20 protein-coding genes are annotated in these 21098 nt (G+C 41.9%); 12 read left to right on the plus strand and 8 right to left on the minus strand.

Annotated features, from left to right (window positions below; genetic code table 11):
- Nucleotides 1-4 precede the first annotated feature (4 nt).
- The 8 genes from H140_RS0103740 to H140_RS14875 all read left to right on the plus strand — a co-directional run bounded on the left by H140_RS0103740 (nucleotide 5) and on the right by H140_RS14875 (nucleotide 4883).
- Nucleotides 5-295: a hypothetical protein gene (locus H140_RS0103740; protein ID WP_019672318.1), complete on the plus strand. Its 291-nt coding sequence runs from the start codon at nucleotides 5-7 to the stop codon at nucleotides 293-295.
- Nucleotides 295-816, plus strand: a complete 522-nt coding sequence (locus H140_RS0103745; protein WP_019672319.1) for a phage baseplate assembly protein V — start codon at nucleotides 295-297, stop codon at nucleotides 814-816. Before H140_RS0103740 ends, H140_RS0103745 begins: the two co-directional genes overlap by 1 nt.
- 70 nt (nucleotides 817-886) lie before the next feature.
- Nucleotides 887-1255, plus strand: a complete 369-nt coding sequence (locus H140_RS13860) for a GPW/gp25 family protein (RefSeq protein ID WP_019672320.1) — start codon at nucleotides 887-889, stop codon at nucleotides 1253-1255.
- A gap of 3 nt (nucleotides 1256-1258) precedes the next feature.
- Nucleotides 1259-2083: a baseplate assembly protein gene (locus H140_RS0103755; RefSeq protein ID WP_019672321.1), complete on the plus strand. Its 825-nt coding sequence runs from the start codon at nucleotides 1259-1261 to the stop codon at nucleotides 2081-2083.
- Nucleotides 2076-2666 carry a phage tail protein I gene (locus tag H140_RS0103760; protein ID WP_019672322.1) on the plus strand — a complete coding sequence of 197 codons (591 nt, stop codon included), beginning with the start codon at nucleotides 2076-2078 and terminating at the stop codon, nucleotides 2664-2666. Before H140_RS0103755 ends, H140_RS0103760 begins: the two co-directional genes overlap by 8 nt.
- Nucleotides 2651-3808, plus strand: coding sequence for a hypothetical protein (locus H140_RS16020; protein WP_019672323.1), 1158 nt, complete (start codon nucleotides 2651-2653; stop codon nucleotides 3806-3808). The genes H140_RS0103760 and H140_RS16020 overlap by 16 nt, the downstream gene beginning before the upstream one ends.
- A 153-nt stretch (nucleotides 3809-3961) precedes the next feature.
- Nucleotides 3962-4189, plus strand: coding sequence for a Com family DNA-binding transcriptional regulator (locus H140_RS16475; RefSeq protein ID WP_083932674.1), 228 nt, complete (start codon nucleotides 3962-3964; stop codon nucleotides 4187-4189).
- The gene (locus H140_RS14875) at nucleotides 4125-4883 is read left to right on the plus strand and encodes a DNA adenine methylase (RefSeq protein ID WP_019672324.1); all 759 of its coding nucleotides are present in this window, start codon (nucleotides 4125-4127) and stop codon (nucleotides 4881-4883) included. The genes H140_RS16475 and H140_RS14875 overlap by 65 nt, the downstream gene beginning before the upstream one ends.
- A gap of 385 nt (nucleotides 4884-5268) precedes the next feature.
- Here the strand turns inward: H140_RS14875 and bamB are convergent, their stop codons facing one another.
- From bamB to ndk, 8 genes are all read right to left on the minus strand, one after another.
- Nucleotides 5269-6474 carry an outer membrane protein assembly factor BamB gene (bamB, locus tag H140_RS0103775; RefSeq protein WP_051086851.1) on the minus strand — a complete coding sequence of 402 codons (1206 nt, stop codon included), beginning with the start codon at nucleotides 6472-6474 and terminating at the stop codon, nucleotides 5269-5271.
- 379 nt (nucleotides 6475-6853) lie between these two features.
- A complete protein-coding gene (locus H140_RS0103780) occupies nucleotides 6854-7675 on the minus strand; it encodes a YfgM family protein (protein ID WP_019672326.1) in 822 nt (273 codons plus the stop codon).
- Nucleotides 7676-7936: 261 nt separating this feature from the next.
- The gene (gene hisS / locus H140_RS0103785; RefSeq protein WP_019672327.1) at nucleotides 7937-9265 is read right to left on the minus strand and encodes a histidine--tRNA ligase; all 1329 of its coding nucleotides are present in this window, start codon (nucleotides 9263-9265) and stop codon (nucleotides 7937-7939) included.
- Between the two features lie 92 nt (nucleotides 9266-9357).
- Nucleotides 9358-10482 (minus strand): flavodoxin-dependent (E)-4-hydroxy-3-methylbut-2-enyl-diphosphate synthase, encoded by a 1125-nt coding sequence (ispG, locus tag H140_RS0103790; RefSeq protein ID WP_019672328.1) that lies wholly within the window; start codon nucleotides 10480-10482, stop codon nucleotides 9358-9360.
- Between the two features lie 171 nt (nucleotides 10483-10653).
- A complete protein-coding gene (locus tag H140_RS0103795) occupies nucleotides 10654-11523 on the minus strand; it encodes a RodZ domain-containing protein (RefSeq protein ID WP_019672329.1) in 870 nt (289 codons plus the stop codon).
- A 409-nt stretch (nucleotides 11524-11932) separates the two neighbouring features.
- A complete protein-coding gene (locus H140_RS13870) occupies nucleotides 11933-12688 on the minus strand; it encodes a tetratricopeptide repeat protein (protein ID WP_019672330.1) in 756 nt (251 codons plus the stop codon).
- Nucleotides 12689-12999: 311 nt separating this feature from the next.
- Nucleotides 13000-14250, minus strand: coding sequence for a 23S rRNA (adenine(2503)-C(2))-methyltransferase RlmN (gene rlmN / locus H140_RS0103805; protein ID WP_019672331.1), 1251 nt, complete (start codon nucleotides 14248-14250; stop codon nucleotides 13000-13002).
- A 199-nt stretch (nucleotides 14251-14449) separates the two neighbouring features.
- The gene (gene ndk / locus H140_RS0103810; protein WP_019672332.1) at nucleotides 14450-14881 is read right to left on the minus strand and encodes a nucleoside-diphosphate kinase; all 432 of its coding nucleotides are present in this window, start codon (nucleotides 14879-14881) and stop codon (nucleotides 14450-14452) included.
- A gap of 866 nt (nucleotides 14882-15747) precedes the next feature.
- Here ndk and H140_RS0103815 point away from each other — a divergent pair.
- From H140_RS0103815 to H140_RS16025, 4 genes are all read left to right on the plus strand, one after another.
- Nucleotides 15748-17460, plus strand: a complete 1713-nt coding sequence (locus tag H140_RS0103815; protein ID WP_019672333.1) for an FMN-binding glutamate synthase family protein — start codon at nucleotides 15748-15750, stop codon at nucleotides 17458-17460.
- Between the two features lie 83 nt (nucleotides 17461-17543).
- A complete protein-coding gene (locus tag H140_RS0103820; protein ID WP_019672334.1) occupies nucleotides 17544-18512 on the plus strand; it encodes a phosphodiester glycosidase family protein in 969 nt (322 codons plus the stop codon).
- Between the two features lie 295 nt (nucleotides 18513-18807).
- Nucleotides 18808-19899: a redox-regulated ATPase YchF gene (gene ychF, locus H140_RS0103825; protein WP_019672335.1), complete on the plus strand. Its 1092-nt coding sequence runs from the start codon at nucleotides 18808-18810 to the stop codon at nucleotides 19897-19899.
- Between the two features lie 437 nt (nucleotides 19900-20336).
- Nucleotides 20337-20924, plus strand: coding sequence for a hypothetical protein (locus tag H140_RS16025; protein WP_019672336.1), 588 nt, complete (start codon nucleotides 20337-20339; stop codon nucleotides 20922-20924).
- Nucleotides 20925-21098 lie beyond the last annotated feature (174 nt).

Consider the following 21098-nt stretch of genomic DNA (forward strand, 5'->3'; position numbering starts at 1 on the left):
ATATATGGCAACTCATAGTAGTGATAAGCGTAATAGTAGAGCCAATGCCTCAACACCAGAGGTAGCAAGTGCTAAAGCCAAAGCTCGACAATCGCAAGCGGATGATAAGCAAGCAGAAGGACGCTTTAACATAACAGGCGATACAAGACTAACCGCAGGCAGTAGCTTTAATCTCACTGGCTTTGGACGCTTTGATGGTAAGTGGCAAATACAACAAGCGACACATAGCATTAGCCGCAGCTCAGGCTACACCACTGAAGTGCAGTTCCAAAAGGTAGCTAAAAAGGAAAGCTAATGACACAAGTTGTATATGGATTGGTAGAAAATATCGAATACGCCCCTCTACGCATTCAAGCCACACTACCTGATATGGACGGTATGCTCTCACCTTGGGCGTTGGTGTTATGTAGCCGTAGCCAAACTGCCAAGAGCTATGATCCACCTGTAAAAGGTGAACAGGTTGCTATTTTGATGTATGACGATGGCGAATCAGCACTGTGTTTAGGTTCAGTGATGAGTGATGTGGATAACAGCCCTGCTGACGGTCACCAGTATACAAAGGTATTTGATGACGGCACACGTATTGATTATGACCCAAATACCAGCGTGCTCTCTATTAATGCGGTTGGTGCTATCAACGTAGTTTGTGCTGGTGATGTGACTGTCACTGCTAATCATGCAGCCATTAATAATGATGTCACTATCAACGGCAAAGCAACTATCACAGATGATGCGGTAATTGGTGGTATATCGTTTATTAATCACAAACATGGTGGTGTCAGATCGGGTGGATCTAAAACTCAGCCACCAAGTTAACCCTTAAACCAGCATAAAATTAGCGTAACAAACAACCCCTTACTATACAGCTTAAAGATAACTAATAACTATGACAAATAAAATCAGTAATAGCCTACATTGGCAGTCCAGCCTTGATAATGACGGTATCGTCGAAGGCTTTGCCGATGTCGAACAAGCCATCCGTATTATCTTGTCGACACCCAAGGGCAACGTCCCACATCGCCCAGAGTTTGGCTGTGACATCTTGCCTTTAATAGATGGCAACTTTAAAGACGTTGCACCACTATTTATAGCACGAGCCACAGACGCCATCCTAACCCATGAGCCAAGAGTACAGTCGCTGACCATTACCGCCAGACAATATGGTAAGCAACAAGGCTTTGCAGGTAGCGTGTTCAACATCAAATGGACACCGATAGATAGTCTAGTACCACAAAACATGACATATAGAGTTTAAAACATGGACATCAGTCAATTACCCGAACCAAGCTTTATAGAGCGTGATGCTAATAAGATTACAGATGCTCTTATTGCTAAATACGAAGAGCTAAGTGGCAAACCACTGTATCCAGCCCAAGCGGATCGGCTTATGGTAGATGTGATTGCTTATCGTGAAATGATGATACGTACTGCAATCAATGAAGCGGCAAAACAAAACCTTATTGCTTTTGCAGATGGCGTAATGCTTGACTACTTAGGTGATTTTTTTGGTGTTGTACGCTTAGATGGCGAAACAGACGATCAGCTACGTACTCGCATCCGTCTAGCACCAGAAAGTTATGCCACTACTGGCAGTCGTCAAGCCTATATCTATCACACACTTAGTACCAGTGCAGAAATCATTGATGCTGAAGCCATACGAGGTGAAGAAGGTAATGTTTATATCCATATTTTAACTGAGACTGGCGTTGTCAGTGATGAGCTAAAGCAGGCAGTGCTTAATAACACCAGCGATGAAAAGAAACGGCCGTTATCGGATAGAGTGCATGTGCTAAATGGAGAGAAGTATCAATTTAACTTAAATGTTAAAGTCTATCCATTAAGTCAAGCTAACCCACACTCCGTACTACAAAGCGTTAAAGACAAAGCGCAAGCCTATATTGATAACTTACAAAAAAAACTAGGGCAAGACGTAGTGCCTAGTCAGATTATTGATGTATTAAGTAGTAGTGATATATGGCAAGTTGAAGTCATAGCACCGTCTCAACCCCTTATTGTCAAACCGCATCAATGGGCAAAATGCACAGGTATTAACATAACACTTGGAGACACGCAAGATGGCTGAGGTAGTGCAAGATAGCGTCTTGCCTATGGTATTACAAAACCATAGGTTTTTGGTGCTAGAAAGCTTGCTTGAACGTTTAAATAGCTTACCCCAGTACGCAGTTATTATGCTCATAGATATTGTACCAAGCGATAGCTTACCTTGGTTCGCTGATCACTTTAGTCTTTTTGGGGACGGTTGGACATTTGCAACAACCGAACAAGAGCAAAGAGACTTAATTAAGTCAGCAATCGAAATACATAGGCATAAAGGCACACCTTGGGCAATTAAACGTACATTATCATTACTCGGTTATTTTGGCTGTGAAATAGAAGAGCGATTTGCAGGCATCATACATAATGCTAGCTTCGCCCATGATGGACAAGAAGTTTACGGTACAACTGGTGCATGGACACACTATAAGCTTTACATTCCGTATTTAATCACTCAATTAGAAGCAAATCGTATACGCAATTTGTTGGCAGATGTCGCTCCTCTGCGCTGTCTGCTTATCTCTATCGATATGCAACTAACCTATGACAACAGTATCATACACGATGCCACTTATCATCACCAAGGAGTCATATCATGGCAAGCCAATTAAGTAAGTCAGATGTAAGTATAAACTTTAAAGATACTTTAACGATTATAGATCGCAATGACCCAGTAGAGGGTGGATTGGATGGTATTGATAATAAGCCCCACATCGAACTTTTTAGCAATCAGTTATGGCTAAAAAACAATCAAGATAATTTAGCCAAAGCAATAGAAGCTTTACGCAAAAAAATTGCAGCAATTGAGTCAGAACCGACACCTGAACCGACACCTGAACCAACACCTACGCCGACGCCAACACCGACGCCAACACCGACGCCGACGCCGACACCTAATAAAAAATCAATCATCAATATCACAGGTTATAAAGATGGCGATGCTAACGCAAGCCTTATCAAACCAGATATCACCCTAATCTTTGGGACCAATAAATTTGACGGTCTTAAAGCGGGGATAAGTCGTAGCTATTCGTACATGCAACCAGAAAGTGGCAAAGTGACTGAACTTAATAACGGAGGTAATTGGAGAAAAGGAGATGTAAGCAATGGTGAGGTACATTTAGGGAAGCCTGTAGAATGGGTTGCTGATAAGGACAGAGATTCCTATGTAATCAGTATCGAGTACAACGCATATATTGACTACGGTGAGACGAGAGATCCTAGATACGATAGATTTAGGCGGATTGTAAAAGGTAAAGGTTGGGACAATTATCCACTAACCGATGCACAGCAACGAGCCCCCTACGCAGGTATCCTAGATTTAGTCAATGCTAATGAGGGAAAGACTAAGGTAGATGCTTACATGAGACCACACCCTCGCAATACGTCAGATATAGACAATAAACAATTCACATTAAGCTTGATATTTCGAATAGAAGAGGTTGGTAAAACAGGGATAAGCATACTAACAACATACTACATAAAATCTGCTGTAGCAACGGCACGAATGATTAATGGAGTCGCTACATTTAAAGATATATCTTTAAATATCCCGAATAGTATTAAAGAGCAAGGATATGTGAAAAACAGTCTTATAGCTGTAATTGCAGGAACTCCTGATAATCCATATGTTACTGAAGGACTGCTTATTCCAGAACATGGTAAGAGCCCTGTACCATCTGAGTACATCGCAATGCATAAAGGAGAAGTTGATTATTACTTACACGAACAAATTGAAGGTTTAGACTTATAAAAAAGACAGGGCGATGGTTTAATGCGTCAACATTGAACCACCCCTTTTGACAGCACAACCTGTCGCAAAGCTAGACCCTGCCACTCTGTACAGAGCGTAGCAAGTCTAGCATAAGATAAAAATAAATGAAATCTTATTGCACAGGAAGAAATAATGAACTTTTTAAACTGCAATTCTTGCGGAAAAAAACTACTCAAAATCAGAACATTTGATGAACTGTCAATCAAATGCCCTCGTTGTAAAACACTTAACTATCTGAGCGTCAAGAACGCCAAACCAGAAGACCACGAGTCTCATAATTTAGAGGATAAGACTCGTGGACAATCAAAAACCAAAGCTATTCAGCAAAGCACCGCTACCATTCGTAGGTCAAAAGCGTAATTTCTTAAAAGCCTTTCGATCTGTAATTACTGATAATATCATTAACGAAGGTTGCGGTTGGACCATCATTGATGTATTTGGAGGAAGCGGTCTACTCGCTAATAATGCAAAGCATCTATTGCCAAACGCTCGTGTAATCTATAACGATTTTGATAATTATAGCAATCGATTAAGTAATCTAGCAGATACTAACAGGCTGCTTATATTATTGACAGACGTACTCAGCAACTCACCACGTGGTAAAAAAATATCAGATCGGGTTAAAGCTAAGGTCAAAGATACAGTCAACAACTTTGATGGATTTATTGACTTACAAACGCTAAGTACATGGCTACTCTTTAGCGGTAAGCAAGTGGGTACATTAGATGAGCTATGGCAGCATACGATGTACAATACGATTAGGCGTACACAATATGAGATAGCAGATAACTATTTAGATGGTATTGAACTTACTTCGGTACCATTTGAGATATTGATGTCACAGTATAAAACCAGCGACAAGACACTGTTTATACTAGACCCACCTTACGTTAGCACTAAGCAGGGTGCATACGCACTTGATGAATACTTTGGCATGGTGCAGTTCTTAAGGCTAATGAGCTTAACCAGACCGCCTTATATAATGTTCAGCAGTACACGGAGTGAGCTATTAAGCTATATAGATCATATAAAGGAGTATGATGTCATGGAGTAGATTAGGCAACTATGAGATAATTAGCCAAATGTCGCATGTTAATAAATCAGCAAGCTATATTGATAACATGATATCTAAATGGTGATACCATAATACAGTGGTGCAACTACATTACACGTTAAGCAAAAATGATACCGAGCATTTATAACGCAATTTTCGCAAAATTATAACGCTCGGCATCAGCTCAGCCTGTGGTATTGGTTATTGATAGATAGTTTGAATGTTGTCCATTACACCAAAAATCCAAAAAAAAAGAACCACTATTAACTTTAATAGTGGTTCTTTTTATCATAAATTGAGATGTAATAGATAAGTCGATTGGTAGTTAAATAGAATACATCACTTAGTTCAACAGTCAACAGTCAACAGTCAACAGTCACAGAGACTAACGTACCTGACGCCAAACAGTGACTTGTCCTGTTTGTGTCTGAGTTAATAAATAGCCCTTACTAAAGGTTAATTTATTAATAGCCCCTTTTGACTGACTACGGCTAACAATCTGACCATCTTGTGGCGATAAGAAGTGTACCACACCATCCAAATCACCAACGGCAATATAATTACCAACACGCTCAGGATTACTTAGCTTGCGATAAGCTAAGTCTTTATTTTCCCAAAGCATCTCACCAGATTGGCGGCTAAAAGCCTTAACTGTGCCATCTAAGGTAGTCACAATCACAGTATCATTGGTCACAGCCACACGATTTCTACTGGCAGCTTCTTGCAAAAAACTAACTTGACCTGTCGCTAAGTCAGCGGCTAATAGCTGACCACTATAACTGACCGCAAATAACTGACCTTGGTCAACCGTTGGCGTGCCATCAATATCTGTCATACGCTGAATTTCACTAGCCCCTGTTGGAATACCGACACGGCGGTTCCACTGTGGAATACCTGATTCGATATCAACTCCATGCAATCGACCATCGGCAGTAGCGAGCAACACCGTTTGGTTGTCTAACAAGGTTGGCTTGGCCGTCCCACGCACACTAATGCTAGGTGACTGGGTAGCAAACTGCCAAATAGTTGCGCCTGTTTGTAGCGATAGCCCGTACATAATGCCATCATTGCCTGACAAAATTACCCGATTATTATGAATTAATGCCGGTGCAAGCACAGTGCCATCAATTTTAGTTTGCCATCTGATGTTCCCACTGACACTATCAAAAGCAATAACACGTGCAGATTTGGTGGTAACAATCGCCGTTTGGCTAGCTCCATCAAACGCCACGCCACCAACGATATCTTCTTTTAAATCAACACTCCATAGATTTTGACCAGAAATATTATAGCTTTCTACTTTACCTGAGCTACCTGCAACCACCAGTTGTTGACCATCAAAGCCGACTTCAAAGCGATTGACATCTGCAAGCTTAGAGCGGTTGTTGATAGAGGTTTGAAATACTGGCTCAACCACAGTAATAGACTGAGAGAGTTGGGTCAGCTTGGTTGGCTTGTGTACTTCTGGTTTAAGGGTCTTAGTACACGCAGGTACTAAGGCGATAGCGGCACATAGCAGACCAATTTTGGAAATTTGTGCTAGGCCAGAAGCCTTTTTTTCTGCTATTAGTTGCGTTGTGTTATTATCCATAGTTGGGTCAGTATACATAATTATGTCAGCTCAATTAGGTTAAAAGTCATCATACACTTAAAAAAATGTTTAGCATAATGAAGGTTGGTGCTAGTCTTAGTGTTGATGTTGATATTCATTATTAGTATGTATCTATCAGAGGCAATCTTGCTAAAATTTAGATCTTAACTTCAATTTTTTCCGATTATGAGATACGGCTTTTATTCACTAGCAGCTATCAGCAGTATTCGTATATTAATTTATTAGTTCTATACAGCCTCTATCTACTTAACTGCTACTAATTTACTTAACTGCTACTAATTTACTTAACTGCTATTAATTTACTTAACTGCTATTAATTTACTTAACTGCTATTAAGATATCTGAAAGATATCCATTGCTATTCATTACTCTCTGACGCTGTGACATCAGCTTCTGCACTAGCGGCAGCCTCTTGCTCAGCTTCTAAGCTGGCCAGCATAGCTTCTTGGTTTGCCAACATAGCTTCTTGACTAACAACTTGTGCTTCAGGTTCAATCGGCTCAGGAGTAACGCCTAGGTTTTCTAATTTTAAGTATAAAAATGGACGCTGTTCATTACGCTTAGATAATAAACTCCACGCATTTTTATAAGCACGAATTGCTTTCTCTTTTTCTTTTTGTGCCAGATAAATGTCGCCGAGTAGCTCCTGCTGAGTGCCTTCAAACGCAACCGGTACATCAATAGAAGCTTGCGTTAATGCCTCATCGACTTGACCACTGGCTAACAATACAGTTGCATAGCGCAGCTGGCTAATGGCGTGCAATCCAGCATCATGTAGATCTATTTCTAGTGCTGTTTGTAGCGCTGCAAGTGCGGTTTCATTGTCATTGACATCAACTGCATTACGTGCTTTTAGCATCAAGGCCTGCCAAGCATAAATGGTTTTTCCATGCTCAGCAACTAATGCATCTATATCCGCACTTAGCTGTTTCATGCCCTCTGCATCAGGGTCAGCACGCAAGTTATCATTGGCAGTCTCAATAGCGGCATATTTATCAGCTGCCACTGTGTCGGCTTTCATGCCAGAGTTTTGTAGATAATTCCAGCCAAAATAACCGATTAACGCAATTAAAATGGCGCCAATAATATAACCAGCAGACTGTTTAAGCTTTTCCATAGACTGAGCGTCTTTGCTTGGATCATGCTGCTCTGGCGTGGCGGGATTGGGATGTTTGGCCATAAATCTACCTAATAATTTTATTATATATAATCGACGTGTCGGTCAAGCTAAATACAATGTTAAACGAATACAATGTTAAACGAATACAATGTTAAACGAATACAATGTTAAACGAATACAATGTTAAACGAATACAATGTTAAACGAATACCAAATAAACTGAATTAATTAAATAAGTAAATGAAACTAATAACAAAAAAACCATAAGAAATGCAGCCAATAAAAGACTGACTAAAATAAATCAGCCTTCAACTCTACCATTTATCTTGCTATTTCATCTACTGTAAAATTATCTGCACTATGAAGCCAGAGTCTATCATGACAGCTTTGCTCACCCGTTTGCATATCTTTCACGCTGATACGCTGACTGTCAATCTCGTCTTGCGCTAAGATGACAGTTAGTTTGGCACCAGACTTGTCAGCTTTTTTCATCTGTGATTTTAAACTGCTAGCACTAGCCATCTTAACACGTAAATCAAGACGAGCTGCCCTTAATGACTGCGCATAAATCAGACCTTGCTCATATAAATCTGGATGTACCACCACAAACACATCACAAGCTGGCGCTTCTGGCATTGGATTAACAGCTTGTACCAGTAGCAACAAACGCTCCAAGCCCATCGCAAAGCCAACTGCTGGATCTGATTTCACAGGTTTATCTGATCCTTTTTTGGACTGTCCAATTGATTTTAATTGACCAATTAGACCATCATAGCGACCGCCAGCACAGACGGTGGCTTGTGAGCCAAGCTTATCTGTTACCCATTCAAAAACGGTTTTATTGTAATAATCCAGACCACGCACTAACTTAGGATTGATGACAAAATCAATGCCAAGTGCTGTTAAGTAACTCTGTAATTGTTCAAAATCGCTGCGGCTTTGCTCACCTAAGAAGTCTGACAAACGTGGTGCGTCGGTCAATAAGGCTTGCGTATTTGGGTCTTTACTGTCTAAGATGCGTAGTGGATTGGTGCTCAGTCGGCGCTGGCTGTCGGCATCTAGCTGCTCTTTTTTATCGGTTAAAAACTCAACCAAAGCCGCACGATAAGCATGACGCTCTTCTAGTTCACCAAGGCTATTAATCTCAAGCGTCAACTCATGATCTATCCCTAAGCGCTGCCACATCATATAAGTCATGGCAATCAGCTCGGCTTCTACATCAACATGCTCACTACCAAAAGCTTCAACGCCTAATTGATGGAACTGACGGTAACGTCCTTTTTGCGGCTGCTCATAGCGAAACATAGGACCCATATACCACAGCTTTGGACTATCTCCACGCAGTAGATTATGCTCAATCACCGCACGCACTGCCCCTGCTGTGCCTTCAGGACGCAAGGTAATTGGGGTTGGTGGATCTGACTTATCAGTAAAACTGAACATCTCTTTTTCGACAATATCAGTGGCATCACCAATGGCACGTGCAAACAGTTGGGTTTCTTCTACAATTGGTAGGCGAATCTCTTCATAACCAAACTGATCCAGCACTTCTTTTAAAATACCTTCTAAACGGCGCCAATAACTACTAGGCTGACTAGTAGAAGTTGCTACGTGTAGAATGTCATTAAACCCTTTGATTGACTTAATCATATCGTTGCCCAGTTTTTTATATGGTTAGTTTTTTATATGGTTGATAAAACAGGTATGGTTGATAAACAAGCTGTTAAATTTGATGACGCTAACTATTTGCTACCATCAACCCTTAAAATTTCATTAGCAGCTTTTTTTTCGGCTTTAGCGACCCGCTCACGTACCATTTTTTCAATATTATCAACCAGTGTCGTGGTGTCAATTAAATGACTTTTTTGGCCCTCTAAATAGACCAATGAATTTGGTGAGGCGCCCACCACTCCAATATCCGACTCTTTGGCCTCACCTGGTCCATTTACTTTACAGCCGATGACAGAGACATCCATCGGGATTCGAACATCCTCTAAGCGGACTTCTAGCTCATTCATTACCCGAATCACATCAAACTCTTGGCGTGAACAGCTTGGACAGGCGATAAAGTTAATACCATTGGCACGAATACCCAAAGATTTTAAGATATCAAAACCGATTTTGATTTCATCTTCTGGCTCGGCAGCCAACGAAATACGAATAGTATCACCAATACCGTCTAATAATAAACCGCCCAAAGCGATGGCCGATTTAACCGTACCAGTACGATAAACACCGGCTTCTGTCACGCCCAAATGCAGTGGGTTGTCAATCTGCTGTGATAACAGGCGATAGGCATCTAAAGTCAAAAACACGTTACTGGCTTTGACCGACACTTTGTATTGATCAAAGTCTAATCGATCTAAAATATCAATATGGCGCATGGCAGACTCCACCATTGCCGCACCAGTAGGCTCTTTATACTTACGTTGAATTTCTTTTTCTAACGAACCGGCATTCACCCCGATACGAATCGGAATATTATAGTCACGAGCACAGGCTACGACCTCTCGCACCTTCTTATCGTTACCAATATTGCCTGGGTTAATACGCAAACAGTCTGCACCTGCTTTAGCAACCGCTAGCGCAATTTTGTAATCAAAATGCACATCAGCAATCAAGGGAACCTTGACTCGTTTTCTGATCTTCGCAAATGCTTCTACTGTATCCATCGTTGGCGTTGACACCCGCATCATATCCGCACCTGCATCGACACAGCGCTCAATTTGTGCAACAGTGGCATCGACATCACAAGTGTCAGTATTGGTCATGCTTTGTACGCTAATTGGCGCATCACCGCCGACTGCCACATCACCGACATATATTTTTTTGGTTTTACGACGTTTAATTGGAGAGGGAGTTGACATAGGACTTCTCAGTTGACTGAAAAATTTGTGAAAAATAAGAGATTAAAAGCAGAAAGCTAACTTGCCAGTACTGACGTTAATGTTGGCACGCCCTTGTGTTCAAGCACGCCATAGCCTTAAAGCCATACCATAGCCTTAAAGCCTTACCATAGCCTTAAAGCCTTACCATAGTTATGGCGCTATACTAAAGTCTGCCGCCCCGTTTTGGGCATAATCATTAAGCTGAATGGGTGTGCCATTTAAGTTTAATGCCACATTGGCTACTGGATTGACTTGAATCTTAAATGGAGGTTGACCCGACAACTTATAGCCACCTCTTGGCTGCTCTCCTGAAATCAAGGTTTGACCTGACGCATCCACCACACTAAGCTGGGTATTGCCTTGAATCCAAAAATCTAAAGTTGCTGGCGCAGCATTAGAAACCCCTTCAGCACCAACACCTATTGCTGAGCCACTGTTACTAAGCGCATCGCCTGAGCTTACCACAGCAGTATTAATAGCAGCACCTGCTGACTGCTCTCTATCAGATAGTTCGTCAGCTAAGCTGATGTCATCTCCTTGTACATTGGTTGTCGTGGCATCCTGCGCTTTGGTCACCATACGGATTAAAAATACCGCCAAAATAATCAAAGCAATAACACCCAGCACCAATAAAGGATTGATCCGAATCGAGCGTCCACCTTCACGCTGCAAGGTACCCATTGGCTTTAGTGGTGACTCGATATCATCAACACTTTTTCGCTTCAACTCATCTGGATAGTTGCGATTAAAGCTCTCTACGATTTGATCTGGGTCTAAGCCCAAAAACTTAGCGTAGTTAATCACAAAGCCACGGGCAAATGCCATTTGAGGCAATTCTTTAAAGTCTTCCGCCTCAATGGCTTCTAGGTGACGGCGCAAAATAAACAGCTCACCTGCCACATCATCTAAGGTTAAGTCCTTATTGATACGTGCTTGTTTTAATCGATTGCCAAATGAGCCGACATTTTGATTCGAAGTGTCGAAGTTTGGGGTTGACGATTCTTTGTTATCTATTTCCATGATGCCTCTGGGTTACGAATCCAAACAATTAGCCTGTTAACCTCTTATAGCAAGTAGTCAATGACACACAAGGTCAGATGACTGGGTTATGGGTATGCTAAAAGCTGTCGAAAAGTTGTTTTTTGATCTGTTATCTGGTTTGTTTTCATCTAAAAGCAATATACTATATTAATAAAAGCAATATACTACCCCACTCTCAACTTATTACAATCTCATGTAGGCTGGTGCTTTTAGCCCAGCAAAACCTAATTTTTAGCCAAATATGCTGGGCTAAAGCCTCAGCCTACGCAAAGAGTTGAGATTGGGGTAATATACTATATTAATAAAAGCAATATACTATTTTAACCGCTTATGAATACTTATCATAGCCACTAAATCTAAGCCAGCATCGCTAGCACTACTAACCGATCTATTTTAGCCGAATGCCTTGCGCAGCGATGCGTGGATGCTGCTGAGCCTGATCGCCCATGATTACCAGCAACTCATTATACAAGTTTTTTGCTTGCGCGACTTGTTTACTGTCAATCAATAAATCTATCAGCTCAATATGTGCTGTGATGTTATTGCGATCACTTTCTAGCACTCTGACAAAAGCGGTGCTTGCCTGCCCAGTATCGCCCACTTTTAAAGCGGTTAAGCCCAAGTTTTCAAGGGCACCGATACGGCCATAATAACCAAGTGCCGAGCCGGCAATCTGAAACTGCGCTATCGCCCGTCTATGCTCACCTAATTGTGACAAATAGACGCCATAATTATTATGCGCCTGCATAAAGTGCGCATCCAACGCAATCGCCTTTTTAAAATAAGCTTCGGCCTGTGCAAGATTATTGGCACTACCTTCTTGCTGCAACAGTACGCCCATCATATCATAAGCTGGCGCATAGCTTGCATCGGCAGCAAAGGCTTTTTGCAATTGACGGCTGGCCTCATCAAGCTGATGATTTTGCAAATAGTGCGCAGCCATCTGTGTTCTAATCTTGGCTGCTTGCTGTTGGTCTGCCTGAGCATGGCTGACGTTATTGCTGGTGACACCTGTTGCAATGTGGCTTAACCTCTCATTGTGCTGAGAGCTTTGACAGCCCAGCATCCATGCTACGCCAACTAGCAGCGTCACAAGGGTCAGCCTTTGTGGCACCGCTGCCAATGGTTTGGCTATCCTAGCCATATTTATTCCTACTGTTGTCTGTAAGCGTTTTTTGAGTTTAACACTGATTGCCTTTAAGCTCAGCGTTGTGGTTATCGACAGATGCTACTGATGTTAACCAGCCTATTCTTATAACACGCCTAATCGTCTTACTTAATCGTCTTAATAGCGCCTTGTGAGGCTAATATTAACATCACCTTTGCCTATTTGTAATGGCTTTGGCGATTTTTCTACTATTTTTTATGTCAGGCTTTTACTATTTGCATCTATCTTTATTGCTCGTACTTGCCTGCTTGTACTTGCGTGCTCATACTTAATTAAGTTTGACTATATTAGTCTTGGTCGGCTAATTGTTGCTGCTGACGCTGCTGAATGCTTTGTTGCCACTTAGCAGAGCGGCGCGTTCTATCTGCGACCTGCCCAACCAACTGACCACAGGCGGCATCAATATCATCCCCACGGGTCTGACGAATGGTACACACAAAACCAGCATTATTTAAAATATTACTAAACGCATGAATTCGGTTGTTGCTTGAGCGCTCATAAGGCGCATGTGGGAATGGATTAAACGGAATTAGGTTGATTTTGCTGGGCAGATCTTCAAGCAACGCCACCAATTGGTGGGCATGCTCATCACTGTCATTAACACCTGCCAACATCACATACTCAATGGTGACGTGTTTTTTGTGACGTGGATTGTTATCATGAACGTACGCTTTGGCAGCGGTAATCAGCTCGCTTAACGGATACTTTTTATTAATCGGTACCAACTCATTACGTAGCTCATCATTAGGCGCATGCAAAGAAATCGCCAATGCCACATCGATATCTTTGTACAAGTCGTACATCTTAGGCACCACACCAGAGGTGGATAAAGTGACGCGGCGCTTAGACAGCCCATAAGCATGATCAGATAACATTAAGCTCATAGAAGCCACCACAGGCTTATAATTAAGTAGAGGCTCACCCATCCCCATCATCACCACATTGGTGACCTCATTTTGCCACTCTGCATTGTCCGTATCTTGCATATAAGAGGCGTTTGCTACCCACAGTTGACCGATAATCTCAGCCGCAGTGAGATCTCGCTCAAAGCCTTGCTTACCCGTACTACAAAAGCTGCAATCTAACGCACAGCCCACTTGCGATGAGATACACAGAGTCTTGCGACCGTTGACCTTGCTGTCATCAGCCGGAATCAATACGGTTTCGACCAATGAACCACCTGCAACCTTAAACACCCATTTGCGTGTGCCGTCATCACTAAATTCTTTGTGTACCACTTCTGGTGGCTCCACACACGCCTGTTGAGTTAACTTATCGCGCAAACCTTTTGACAAGTTGGTCATCTGCTCAAAGTCGGTCACACCATGCTGATAGATCCACTTCATTACTTGGGTGGCTCGAAAGGGTTTTTCGCCCAATTGCTTAAAAAACTCGCCCAACTGCGCCTGACTCATCCCCAGTAAGTTAGTCTTACTATTGGCTTGCATGGCGCCTTGTTCTGAGTTCGAGTTTGACGGGTTAATACGAGTATCTACTGCTGGCGAGCTATCGGCAGGCTGCATTGGAATTTTGGTCATGATAAGTCGGCTAACCTGGTTTAAGTTGTGAGTGGTGACAGTTTTGGATTTTATATTATAACTGATATTTAGATTCGCTTCTGCTTACAACAAGTGAATTAACCATGAAAATATGAATTTTCAAGTTGCACGCAGCGGTGAAAATAAAAAACGGCCAAGCAAATTGCCCAGCCGTTTTTTTAGTGGTAAATCTTAGAGATTAACGTGTGCGCTCTAATACTTCGTCTTCATTGAAGAAATAAGCAATTTCACGTTTCGCTGATTCAGCTGAGTCTGAACCGTGTACTGCGTTTTCGTCGATGCTGGTTGCGAAGTCTTTGCGGATAGTACCCTCTGCTGCTTCTGCTGGGTTAGTGGCGCCCATGATTTCACGATGCTTAGCAATGGCATTTTCGCCTTCTAGCACAGAGACCACTACTGGACCTGAAGTCATAAAGGCAACTAGGTCATTGTAGAATGGACGCTCTTTGTGCTCAGCGTAAAAACCGCCAGCTTTTTCGTCGTCAAGATGTAGCATTTTTGCGCCAACGATTTTTAGGCCAGCGTTTTCAAAACGGCTATAAATAGCACCGATGTGATTGCCGCCAACAGCGTCTGGCTTGATGATTGATAAGGTACGTTCGATAGCCATATTTAAGCTCCTTGGTTTATTAGGGTTTGTTTCGGTTTGGGTTTAAATTAAAAGTTCATATGAAAAAGCACATTAACCTCATCTCGACCTTAATGGCTTCCCATAAATGAGTCTTATTTTGTCATTTTTGTCAGATAAAAGCCAACAACCTGTGATTTTCAACCTGTGATTTTAACAGGCTATGATTTTAACAGGCTATCTGCTTAATATGCCAGCTTCGGTCTTAGTGTATGTGTTTGATTTTAACATGGATTGAGTTAACACGCTGTGTGTTATTGTCTAAATAGCAAAGCGACTGATAAGTCGTTACCGATTGGCACAATTAGATAACATGCCACAATTAGGTTTAAACCATAATATTGGCTATAATTGGAGTAATCATTTATCAATAAACAAACACCCTGTTTTTACCATTTTATCAGGTGACAACATAAATAACTGGTTTATTTGCTATGTCTGTGAGCTTATTTGCAACATACTGAAACGGAGGTAAATCCCCCTTTATTAAAGGGGGATTTAGGGGGATTTCCACAATACTTGTTGAAAATCCATCCCCAGCCCTGAGAAGCGTTAAGAAAAGCTCTGGGGGATCTTTTTAGCTTCGCAAGAGCCAAGCTGCGCTTGGCAAAGAAAAGGAAGGGAGCTAAACCCTGAATCAACCATAGCCTATATTTTAAGTTGAGATGGGCGTATTTTATAGGGTGACAAAAAACCAATTATAAAAAAAATTTTACGAACCAATTAACACACCAATTAATAAGCCAGTTAAACAACTCATTAACGAATCCATTAAGCAACGCATTAACTTAACGTACTGAATAAAGCAATTTAGCATCGAAATTGATAAAAATTGATAGAGGATATTTATGTCACAATCTTCGAAAAATGCCCCAAATAGAATTCCTATGGTTGAGCAAAATGAACGCCAATACCAAGTTGGGGTTCTCAAACGATATGGACTACTGATTGGTGTCACCATCGTCACTATTATCTCTATTTTAGTATCCTTATGGTGGCTGGCTATCATTGCTGGTGCATTAATGTTGGTTGGTATCTATGATTTGCTCCAGTCAAAGCACGCTGTATTGTACAACTATCCGATTGCTGGACACATCCGCTACTTTTTAGAAAGTTATCGCCCTGAAATCCGTCAATACTTTATCGAAAATGATAAAGAAGAAGTGCCTTTTTCACGCCAGCAACGGGCTTTGGTATATCAAAGAGCGAAGAATGTTAGTGACACCAATGCTTTTGGAACCTTAGATGACTTGTATGTACAAGACAAAGAGTGGTTTTTGCAGTCGCAAACCAGCCACCCACTGGATGTCGATGACTTTCGTATTATTGTTGGTAATGACCAGTGTAGTCAACCTTATTCTATGTCAGTATTTAACATCTCTGCCATGAGCTTTGGCAGCTTATCCAGCCGCGCTATTATGGCGCTCAATCAAGGCGCAAAGATGGGTGGCTTTGCTCATGACACAGGTGAAGGCGCTATTAGCCCTTATCATCGTAAATATGGAGGTGACTTAATTTGGGAGTTGGGTACTGGCTATTTTGGCTGCCGTGATGACGAGGGTAATTTTAATCCTGAGCTATTTGAAAAAAACGCCAAAGACGCGCAGGTCAAAATGATTGAAATCAAGCTATCACAAGGTGCTAAGCCTGGTAAAGGCGGGGTATTACCTGCTGAAAAAATCACTGAAGAGATTGCTGCAACCCGCCATATCCCTATGGGTGTTGATTGTATCTCACCCTCAACCCACTCTGCATTTGACTCACCACGTGAACTGGTTCACTTTTGGCAACAATTGCGTGAGTTATCTGGTGGCAAACCAGTTGGCTTCAAGCTATGTATTGGTCAGCCTTGGGAGTTTATGGCGATTGTTAAAGCCATGATTGAAGAAAATAACTATCCAGACTTTATTGTCGTTGACGGTGCTGAAGGCGGTACTGGTGCAGCACCTGTTGAGTTTATGGATAATGTGGGAATGCCATTGATTGATGGCTTTATGTTTGTGCATAACACCTTAGTCGGTGCTGGTATTCGTGATAAAATAAAAATTGGTGTCAGTGGAAAAATTGTTTCCGCCTTTGATATTGCCAAAATGCTCGCCCTTGGTGCTGACTGGTGTAACTCAGCACGTGGCTTTATGTTTGCGGTCGGCTGTATTCAATCTCGATCTTGCCACACCAACACATGCCCAACTGGGGTAGCCACGCAAGATCCTTATCGTGAAAAAGCATTAGACGTGCCCAGTAAATCTGAGCGTGTTGCCAACTTCCATCGCAACACCTTAAAGTCACTGGCCAACTTTGTCGGCTCTGTGGGTCTGTCACATCCTTACGACCTCAAGCCGTATCATATCGCACGCCGTACTCATGATGGCTCAATCAAGCTGCTGTCTCGCTTCTTCTACTTTATGGATGAAGGTGTCTTGCTGCGTGATGGTGCCCGTGCCGATATTTATAATCAAATGTGGCTGATGGCAGACCCTGATAGTTTTAAAGCCAATAATGAAGCGTATATCGCACATAATGCAGATTCACGCAATTTGCCCTCTTCGCCTTATATCTAACTTATGACTTGATAATAGGTTGTGACTCAATAATATGTACGGATAAACCAGAACAATCCGTAATAATAAATGTAGGATCCCTGATGCAGCAGCCATCAACACCACAGCAATCATCCAAAATCTACCCTTTATTAGCAACCGCTCTAGGCATGTTGCTATTAACAGGGTGTAATAAGGCGGACTTTAACGCCCTGATTGCAAAAACCCAAAACTCTGATGCTCAATACTGTCAAGCACAAGCGACACCTTTTAACCACACCTTGTGTCGCGTAAGCCAAGACAGCTTGCAGCAAGCAGACAGCGGCTTATCACTAAGATTGTTTTGGAAATCAGGACAAATGCACACTGCAAGCGCCAGCTCTGATGTTGCTGCTACTGGCGAAACGTCAAGCGTCAGTAGCGACTCTTTGAACAATAGCAGCAAGCAAGATGTGAGCCTGCCTGATCTAGATCAGTCACGAGAGCCACTGTATACCTTTGATGCGCTATTGGCAGATTTACCTGAGCGCAGCCAGCTGCAATTTGCGGTCAATGCTGGCATGTATGACAGCGAGTTTGCTCCTATTGGTTATACTGTGATGCAGGGACAGCAAGTGTTGTCGCTCAATCTAAATCAAGGCGCTGGTAACTTTCATTTGTTGCCAAATGGGGTGCTGTGGTGGAATAAAGACAGTCAGGTGCAGATTACAGAAAGCAAGCAGTTTGCTAAGATGCTAGATAGCCAACAGATAACACCTTGGTATGCGACCCAATCTGGACCCATGCTGGTGATTGACAATCAACTGCATCCTAAGTTCAATCAAAACAGTACGTCTAAAAAGATTCGTAACGGTGTCGGGGTGTGTGCAGATGGACAAATAAAGTTTGTCACCGCTCAAGAGCCTGTTAATTTTTATCAATTTGCCAGCTACTTTCAGCAGCAGCTACACTGCCCAAACGCCCTATTTTTAGATGGTGGCATTGCTTCGGCATTGTATGCCCCTGAACTGGATTACAAAGATGATAAAAACATGGGGGTCATGCTGGGCTTGGTTGAAGATAGCACTGATTAGGGATGCGCCCTAAGCATTCGTCACCTTGCTTTTTATGACCCTTTTGACAGCAGTATTTGCTACAATAGCGCCAATTTAGCACAATAGACTTGGGATAACTTTTTAAAACTTTAGTTTAACCCTACCGCATTTTTAATGTTTTGGATTGTGAATCCTTTTGCGCTTTTTATTGTTTACCCTTTAATTTATTGTTTACCCTTTAATTTTTACTGTTAAATTTTTACCCCTTAATCTTTAATTCTTTAATTTTTAACCCCTTAACTTTGACAACATTTAATATTAAGAGAGATAACCTATGGGCTTTAATTGTGGCATCGTCGGCTTACCAAACGTCGGAAAATCAACTTTATTCAATGCCTTAACTAAAGCAGGTATTGCAGCTGAAAACTTCCCCTTTTGTACAAAAGATCCTAACGTAGGAATCGTACCTGTACCTGACCCACGCTTAAAAAAGCTGGCTGATATCGTCAATCCAGAGCGTGTATTGCCAACGACCATGGAATTCGTTGACATCGCAGGTCTGGTTGCTGGTGCTTCACAAGGTGAAGGTATGGGCAACCAGTTTTTGGCCAATATCCGTGAAACGGACGCCATTGCTCACGTGGTTCGCTGCTTTGATGATGACAACGTTATTCACGTTGATGGCCGTGTTAGCCCAATTGATGACATCGAAACCATCAATACTGAGCTGGCATTGGCCGACTTAGAAGCCGTTGAACGTGCCATCGTTAACTTAACCAAAAAAGCCAAAGGCAATGACAAAGACGCTCAAGCTGCCCTTGATGTGTTCAAAAAAATTGAACCTTTCTTAGCAGAAGGTAAAGCGGCTCGCTTAGCTGAGCTTGATGACGATGAGAAAAAACTGATCAAAAGCTATGGTCTCATTACCTTAAAGCCAACCATGTATATTGCTAACGTCAGCGAAGATGGCTTTGAAAACAACCCTTATCTTGATGCGGTACGTGAATATGCTGCCGAAGAAGATGCCATTGTTCTGCCTCTGTGCAACCAAATTGAAGCTGAAATCTCGCAGCTAGACGAAGATGACAAAGCCGACTTCTTAGAAGGCATGGGCATGGAAGAAGCTGGCTTAGATCAGGTAATTCGCTTAGGCTATAAGCTGCTTGATATGCAAACCTACTTTACCGCTGGCGTAAAAGAAGTGCGTGCTTGGACAGTAAAAGTGGGTGCTACTGCACCTGAAGCAGCTGGCGTGATTCACACTGACTTTGAGCGTGGCTTTATCCGTGCCGAAGTGATTGCTTATGAAGACTTTATTGAATACGGCGGCGAAAAAGGCGCTGCTGCTGCGGGTAAATCACGTCTAGAAGGCAAAACCTACATCGTGCAAGATGGCGATGTGATGCACTTTAGATTTAACGTATAACCTTATAGATTTAACGTATAACCTTATAGATTTAACGTATAACCTTAGAATGTATAAGCTCAGTAGTATAGGTAGGCAGTCTATGCTCAAGCGCTGTTACTAAGTACAAATTAACATCCTAAAACTGATAGAAGGTGCATCACTATCAGTTTTATTTTATACTCTTACTGTTACTATATAACATAACAATTATATGATGTAGTATCATAGGTGCAATAAGAGTAAGAAACTTTCATTTTTGTGCAAAAACAAGCTAAATTCGCCTTACTCTGCGTTGATGAATTGGTCAATATTCAGATATTAACTGCATTCATCACCTTGATTAAGACAGTTTTATCTCAATTTTTCCTACGAAGATGGAAGTTCAACAGACCCTATCAACTTTTTAACTATCAACTTTTTAACTATTAACTTTTTATTTATCTTTGAGGCGTACCATGTCACATAAACAACTAGCAAAACTAGCAACCACCACCCTATTCAGTACTGGCCTATTATTGATAGGCTGCCAGCCAGCACAAGAAGAAGCGCAACATGACACAGAACAGGCTGAACACGAACACGCTCATGATGAACATACACATGACGAACACGCACATGATGAACATACACATGACGAACACGCACATGATGAACACGCACATGATGAACACGCACATGATGAACATGCACATGACCATCACCACCACGATCATGACCATGATCATGGACGTATCATCTTTAACTGTGAGCCTACCGCTAAGCTGGGTGTGTTTTACCACACAGACACCACCCCAAAGACAGCACATATCTTGATTGACGGTATCGAATATGACTTCGTACAAGACAGCAATTTGTCAGAAGATGCCTACATCAGTAATCTGGGCTTAGAAGATGGTAAAGGCCTAGTCTGGTATGTACAACAACAGCAAGGTGATCTATACGCTGTTCCTACCGATATGGCAAAAGCAGGTGCGCTAGCCTCAGTTAGCGACTTACAAAAAAATGAGAAGCTGTTTGGTTGTCAGCAAGCAGAAGCCGAGTAATTTAACCCTTAACCAGCTTAAGTTAAAGTGCTATAAACCATGATCTTAAAGGCTGCTATCGGCTTATATTAGGCAAGCCCAAGGCTGAATCATTTTTCCGACATACTTTTCTGCTATGCTATGATGCATGACGTCATCATAGTTATGAACAGTTATTACCACTCAATGTATGTA

It is taken from the genome of Psychrobacter lutiphocae DSM 21542 (assembly GCF_000382145.1).
In the GTDB taxonomy this organism is placed as follows: Bacteria; Pseudomonadota; Gammaproteobacteria; order Pseudomonadales; family Moraxellaceae; genus Psychrobacter; species Psychrobacter lutiphocae.

What these genes read in the sequence shown, in the direction of transcription:
- H140_RS13870 (WP_019672330.1), bottom strand. Translation starts at nt 12,688, where the DNA reads ATGGCTAGGATAGCCAAACCATTGGCAGCGGTGCCACAAAGGCTGACC.
- H140_RS16025 (WP_019672336.1), top strand. Translation starts at nt 20,337, where the DNA reads ATGTCACATAAACAACTAGCAAAACTAGCAACCACCACCCTATTCAGT.
- ispG (WP_019672328.1), bottom strand. Translation starts at nt 10,482, where the DNA reads ATGTCAACTCCCTCTCCAATTAAACGTCGTAAAACCAAAAAAATATAT.
- H140_RS0103815 (WP_019672333.1), top strand. Translation starts at nt 15,748, where the DNA reads ATGTCACAATCTTCGAAAAATGCCCCAAATAGAATTCCTATGGTTGAG.
- H140_RS0103740 (WP_019672318.1), top strand. Translation starts at nt 5, where the DNA reads ATGGCAACTCATAGTAGTGATAAGCGTAATAGTAGAGCCAATGCCTCA.
- H140_RS16475 (WP_083932674.1), top strand. Translation starts at nt 3,962, where the DNA reads ATGAACTTTTTAAACTGCAATTCTTGCGGAAAAAAACTACTCAAAATC.
- hisS (WP_019672327.1), bottom strand. Translation starts at nt 9,265, where the DNA reads ATGATTAAGTCAATCAAAGGGTTTAATGACATTCTACACGTAGCAACT.
- ndk (WP_019672332.1), bottom strand. Translation starts at nt 14,881, where the DNA reads ATGGCTATCGAACGTACCTTATCAATCATCAAGCCAGACGCTGTTGGC.
- H140_RS13860 (WP_019672320.1), top strand. Translation starts at nt 887, where the DNA reads ATGACAAATAAAATCAGTAATAGCCTACATTGGCAGTCCAGCCTTGAT.
- H140_RS0103820 (WP_019672334.1), top strand. Translation starts at nt 17,544, where the DNA reads ATGCAGCAGCCATCAACACCACAGCAATCATCCAAAATCTACCCTTTA.
- H140_RS0103755 (WP_019672321.1), top strand. Translation starts at nt 1,259, where the DNA reads ATGGACATCAGTCAATTACCCGAACCAAGCTTTATAGAGCGTGATGCT.
- H140_RS16020 (WP_019672323.1), top strand. Translation starts at nt 2,651, where the DNA reads ATGGCAAGCCAATTAAGTAAGTCAGATGTAAGTATAAACTTTAAAGAT.
- H140_RS0103760 (WP_019672322.1), top strand. Translation starts at nt 2,076, where the DNA reads ATGGCTGAGGTAGTGCAAGATAGCGTCTTGCCTATGGTATTACAAAAC.
- ychF (WP_019672335.1), top strand. Translation starts at nt 18,808, where the DNA reads ATGGGCTTTAATTGTGGCATCGTCGGCTTACCAAACGTCGGAAAATCA.
- bamB (WP_051086851.1), bottom strand. Translation starts at nt 6,474, where the DNA reads ATGGATAATAACACAACGCAACTAATAGCAGAAAAAAAGGCTTCTGGC.
- rlmN (WP_019672331.1), bottom strand. Translation starts at nt 14,250, where the DNA reads ATGACCAAAATTCCAATGCAGCCTGCCGATAGCTCGCCAGCAGTAGAT.
- H140_RS0103745 (WP_019672319.1), top strand. Translation starts at nt 295, where the DNA reads ATGACACAAGTTGTATATGGATTGGTAGAAAATATCGAATACGCCCCT.
- H140_RS0103780 (WP_019672326.1), bottom strand. Translation starts at nt 7,675, where the DNA reads ATGGCCAAACATCCCAATCCCGCCACGCCAGAGCAGCATGATCCAAGC.
- H140_RS0103795 (WP_019672329.1), bottom strand. Translation starts at nt 11,523, where the DNA reads ATGGAAATAGATAACAAAGAATCGTCAACCCCAAACTTCGACACTTCG.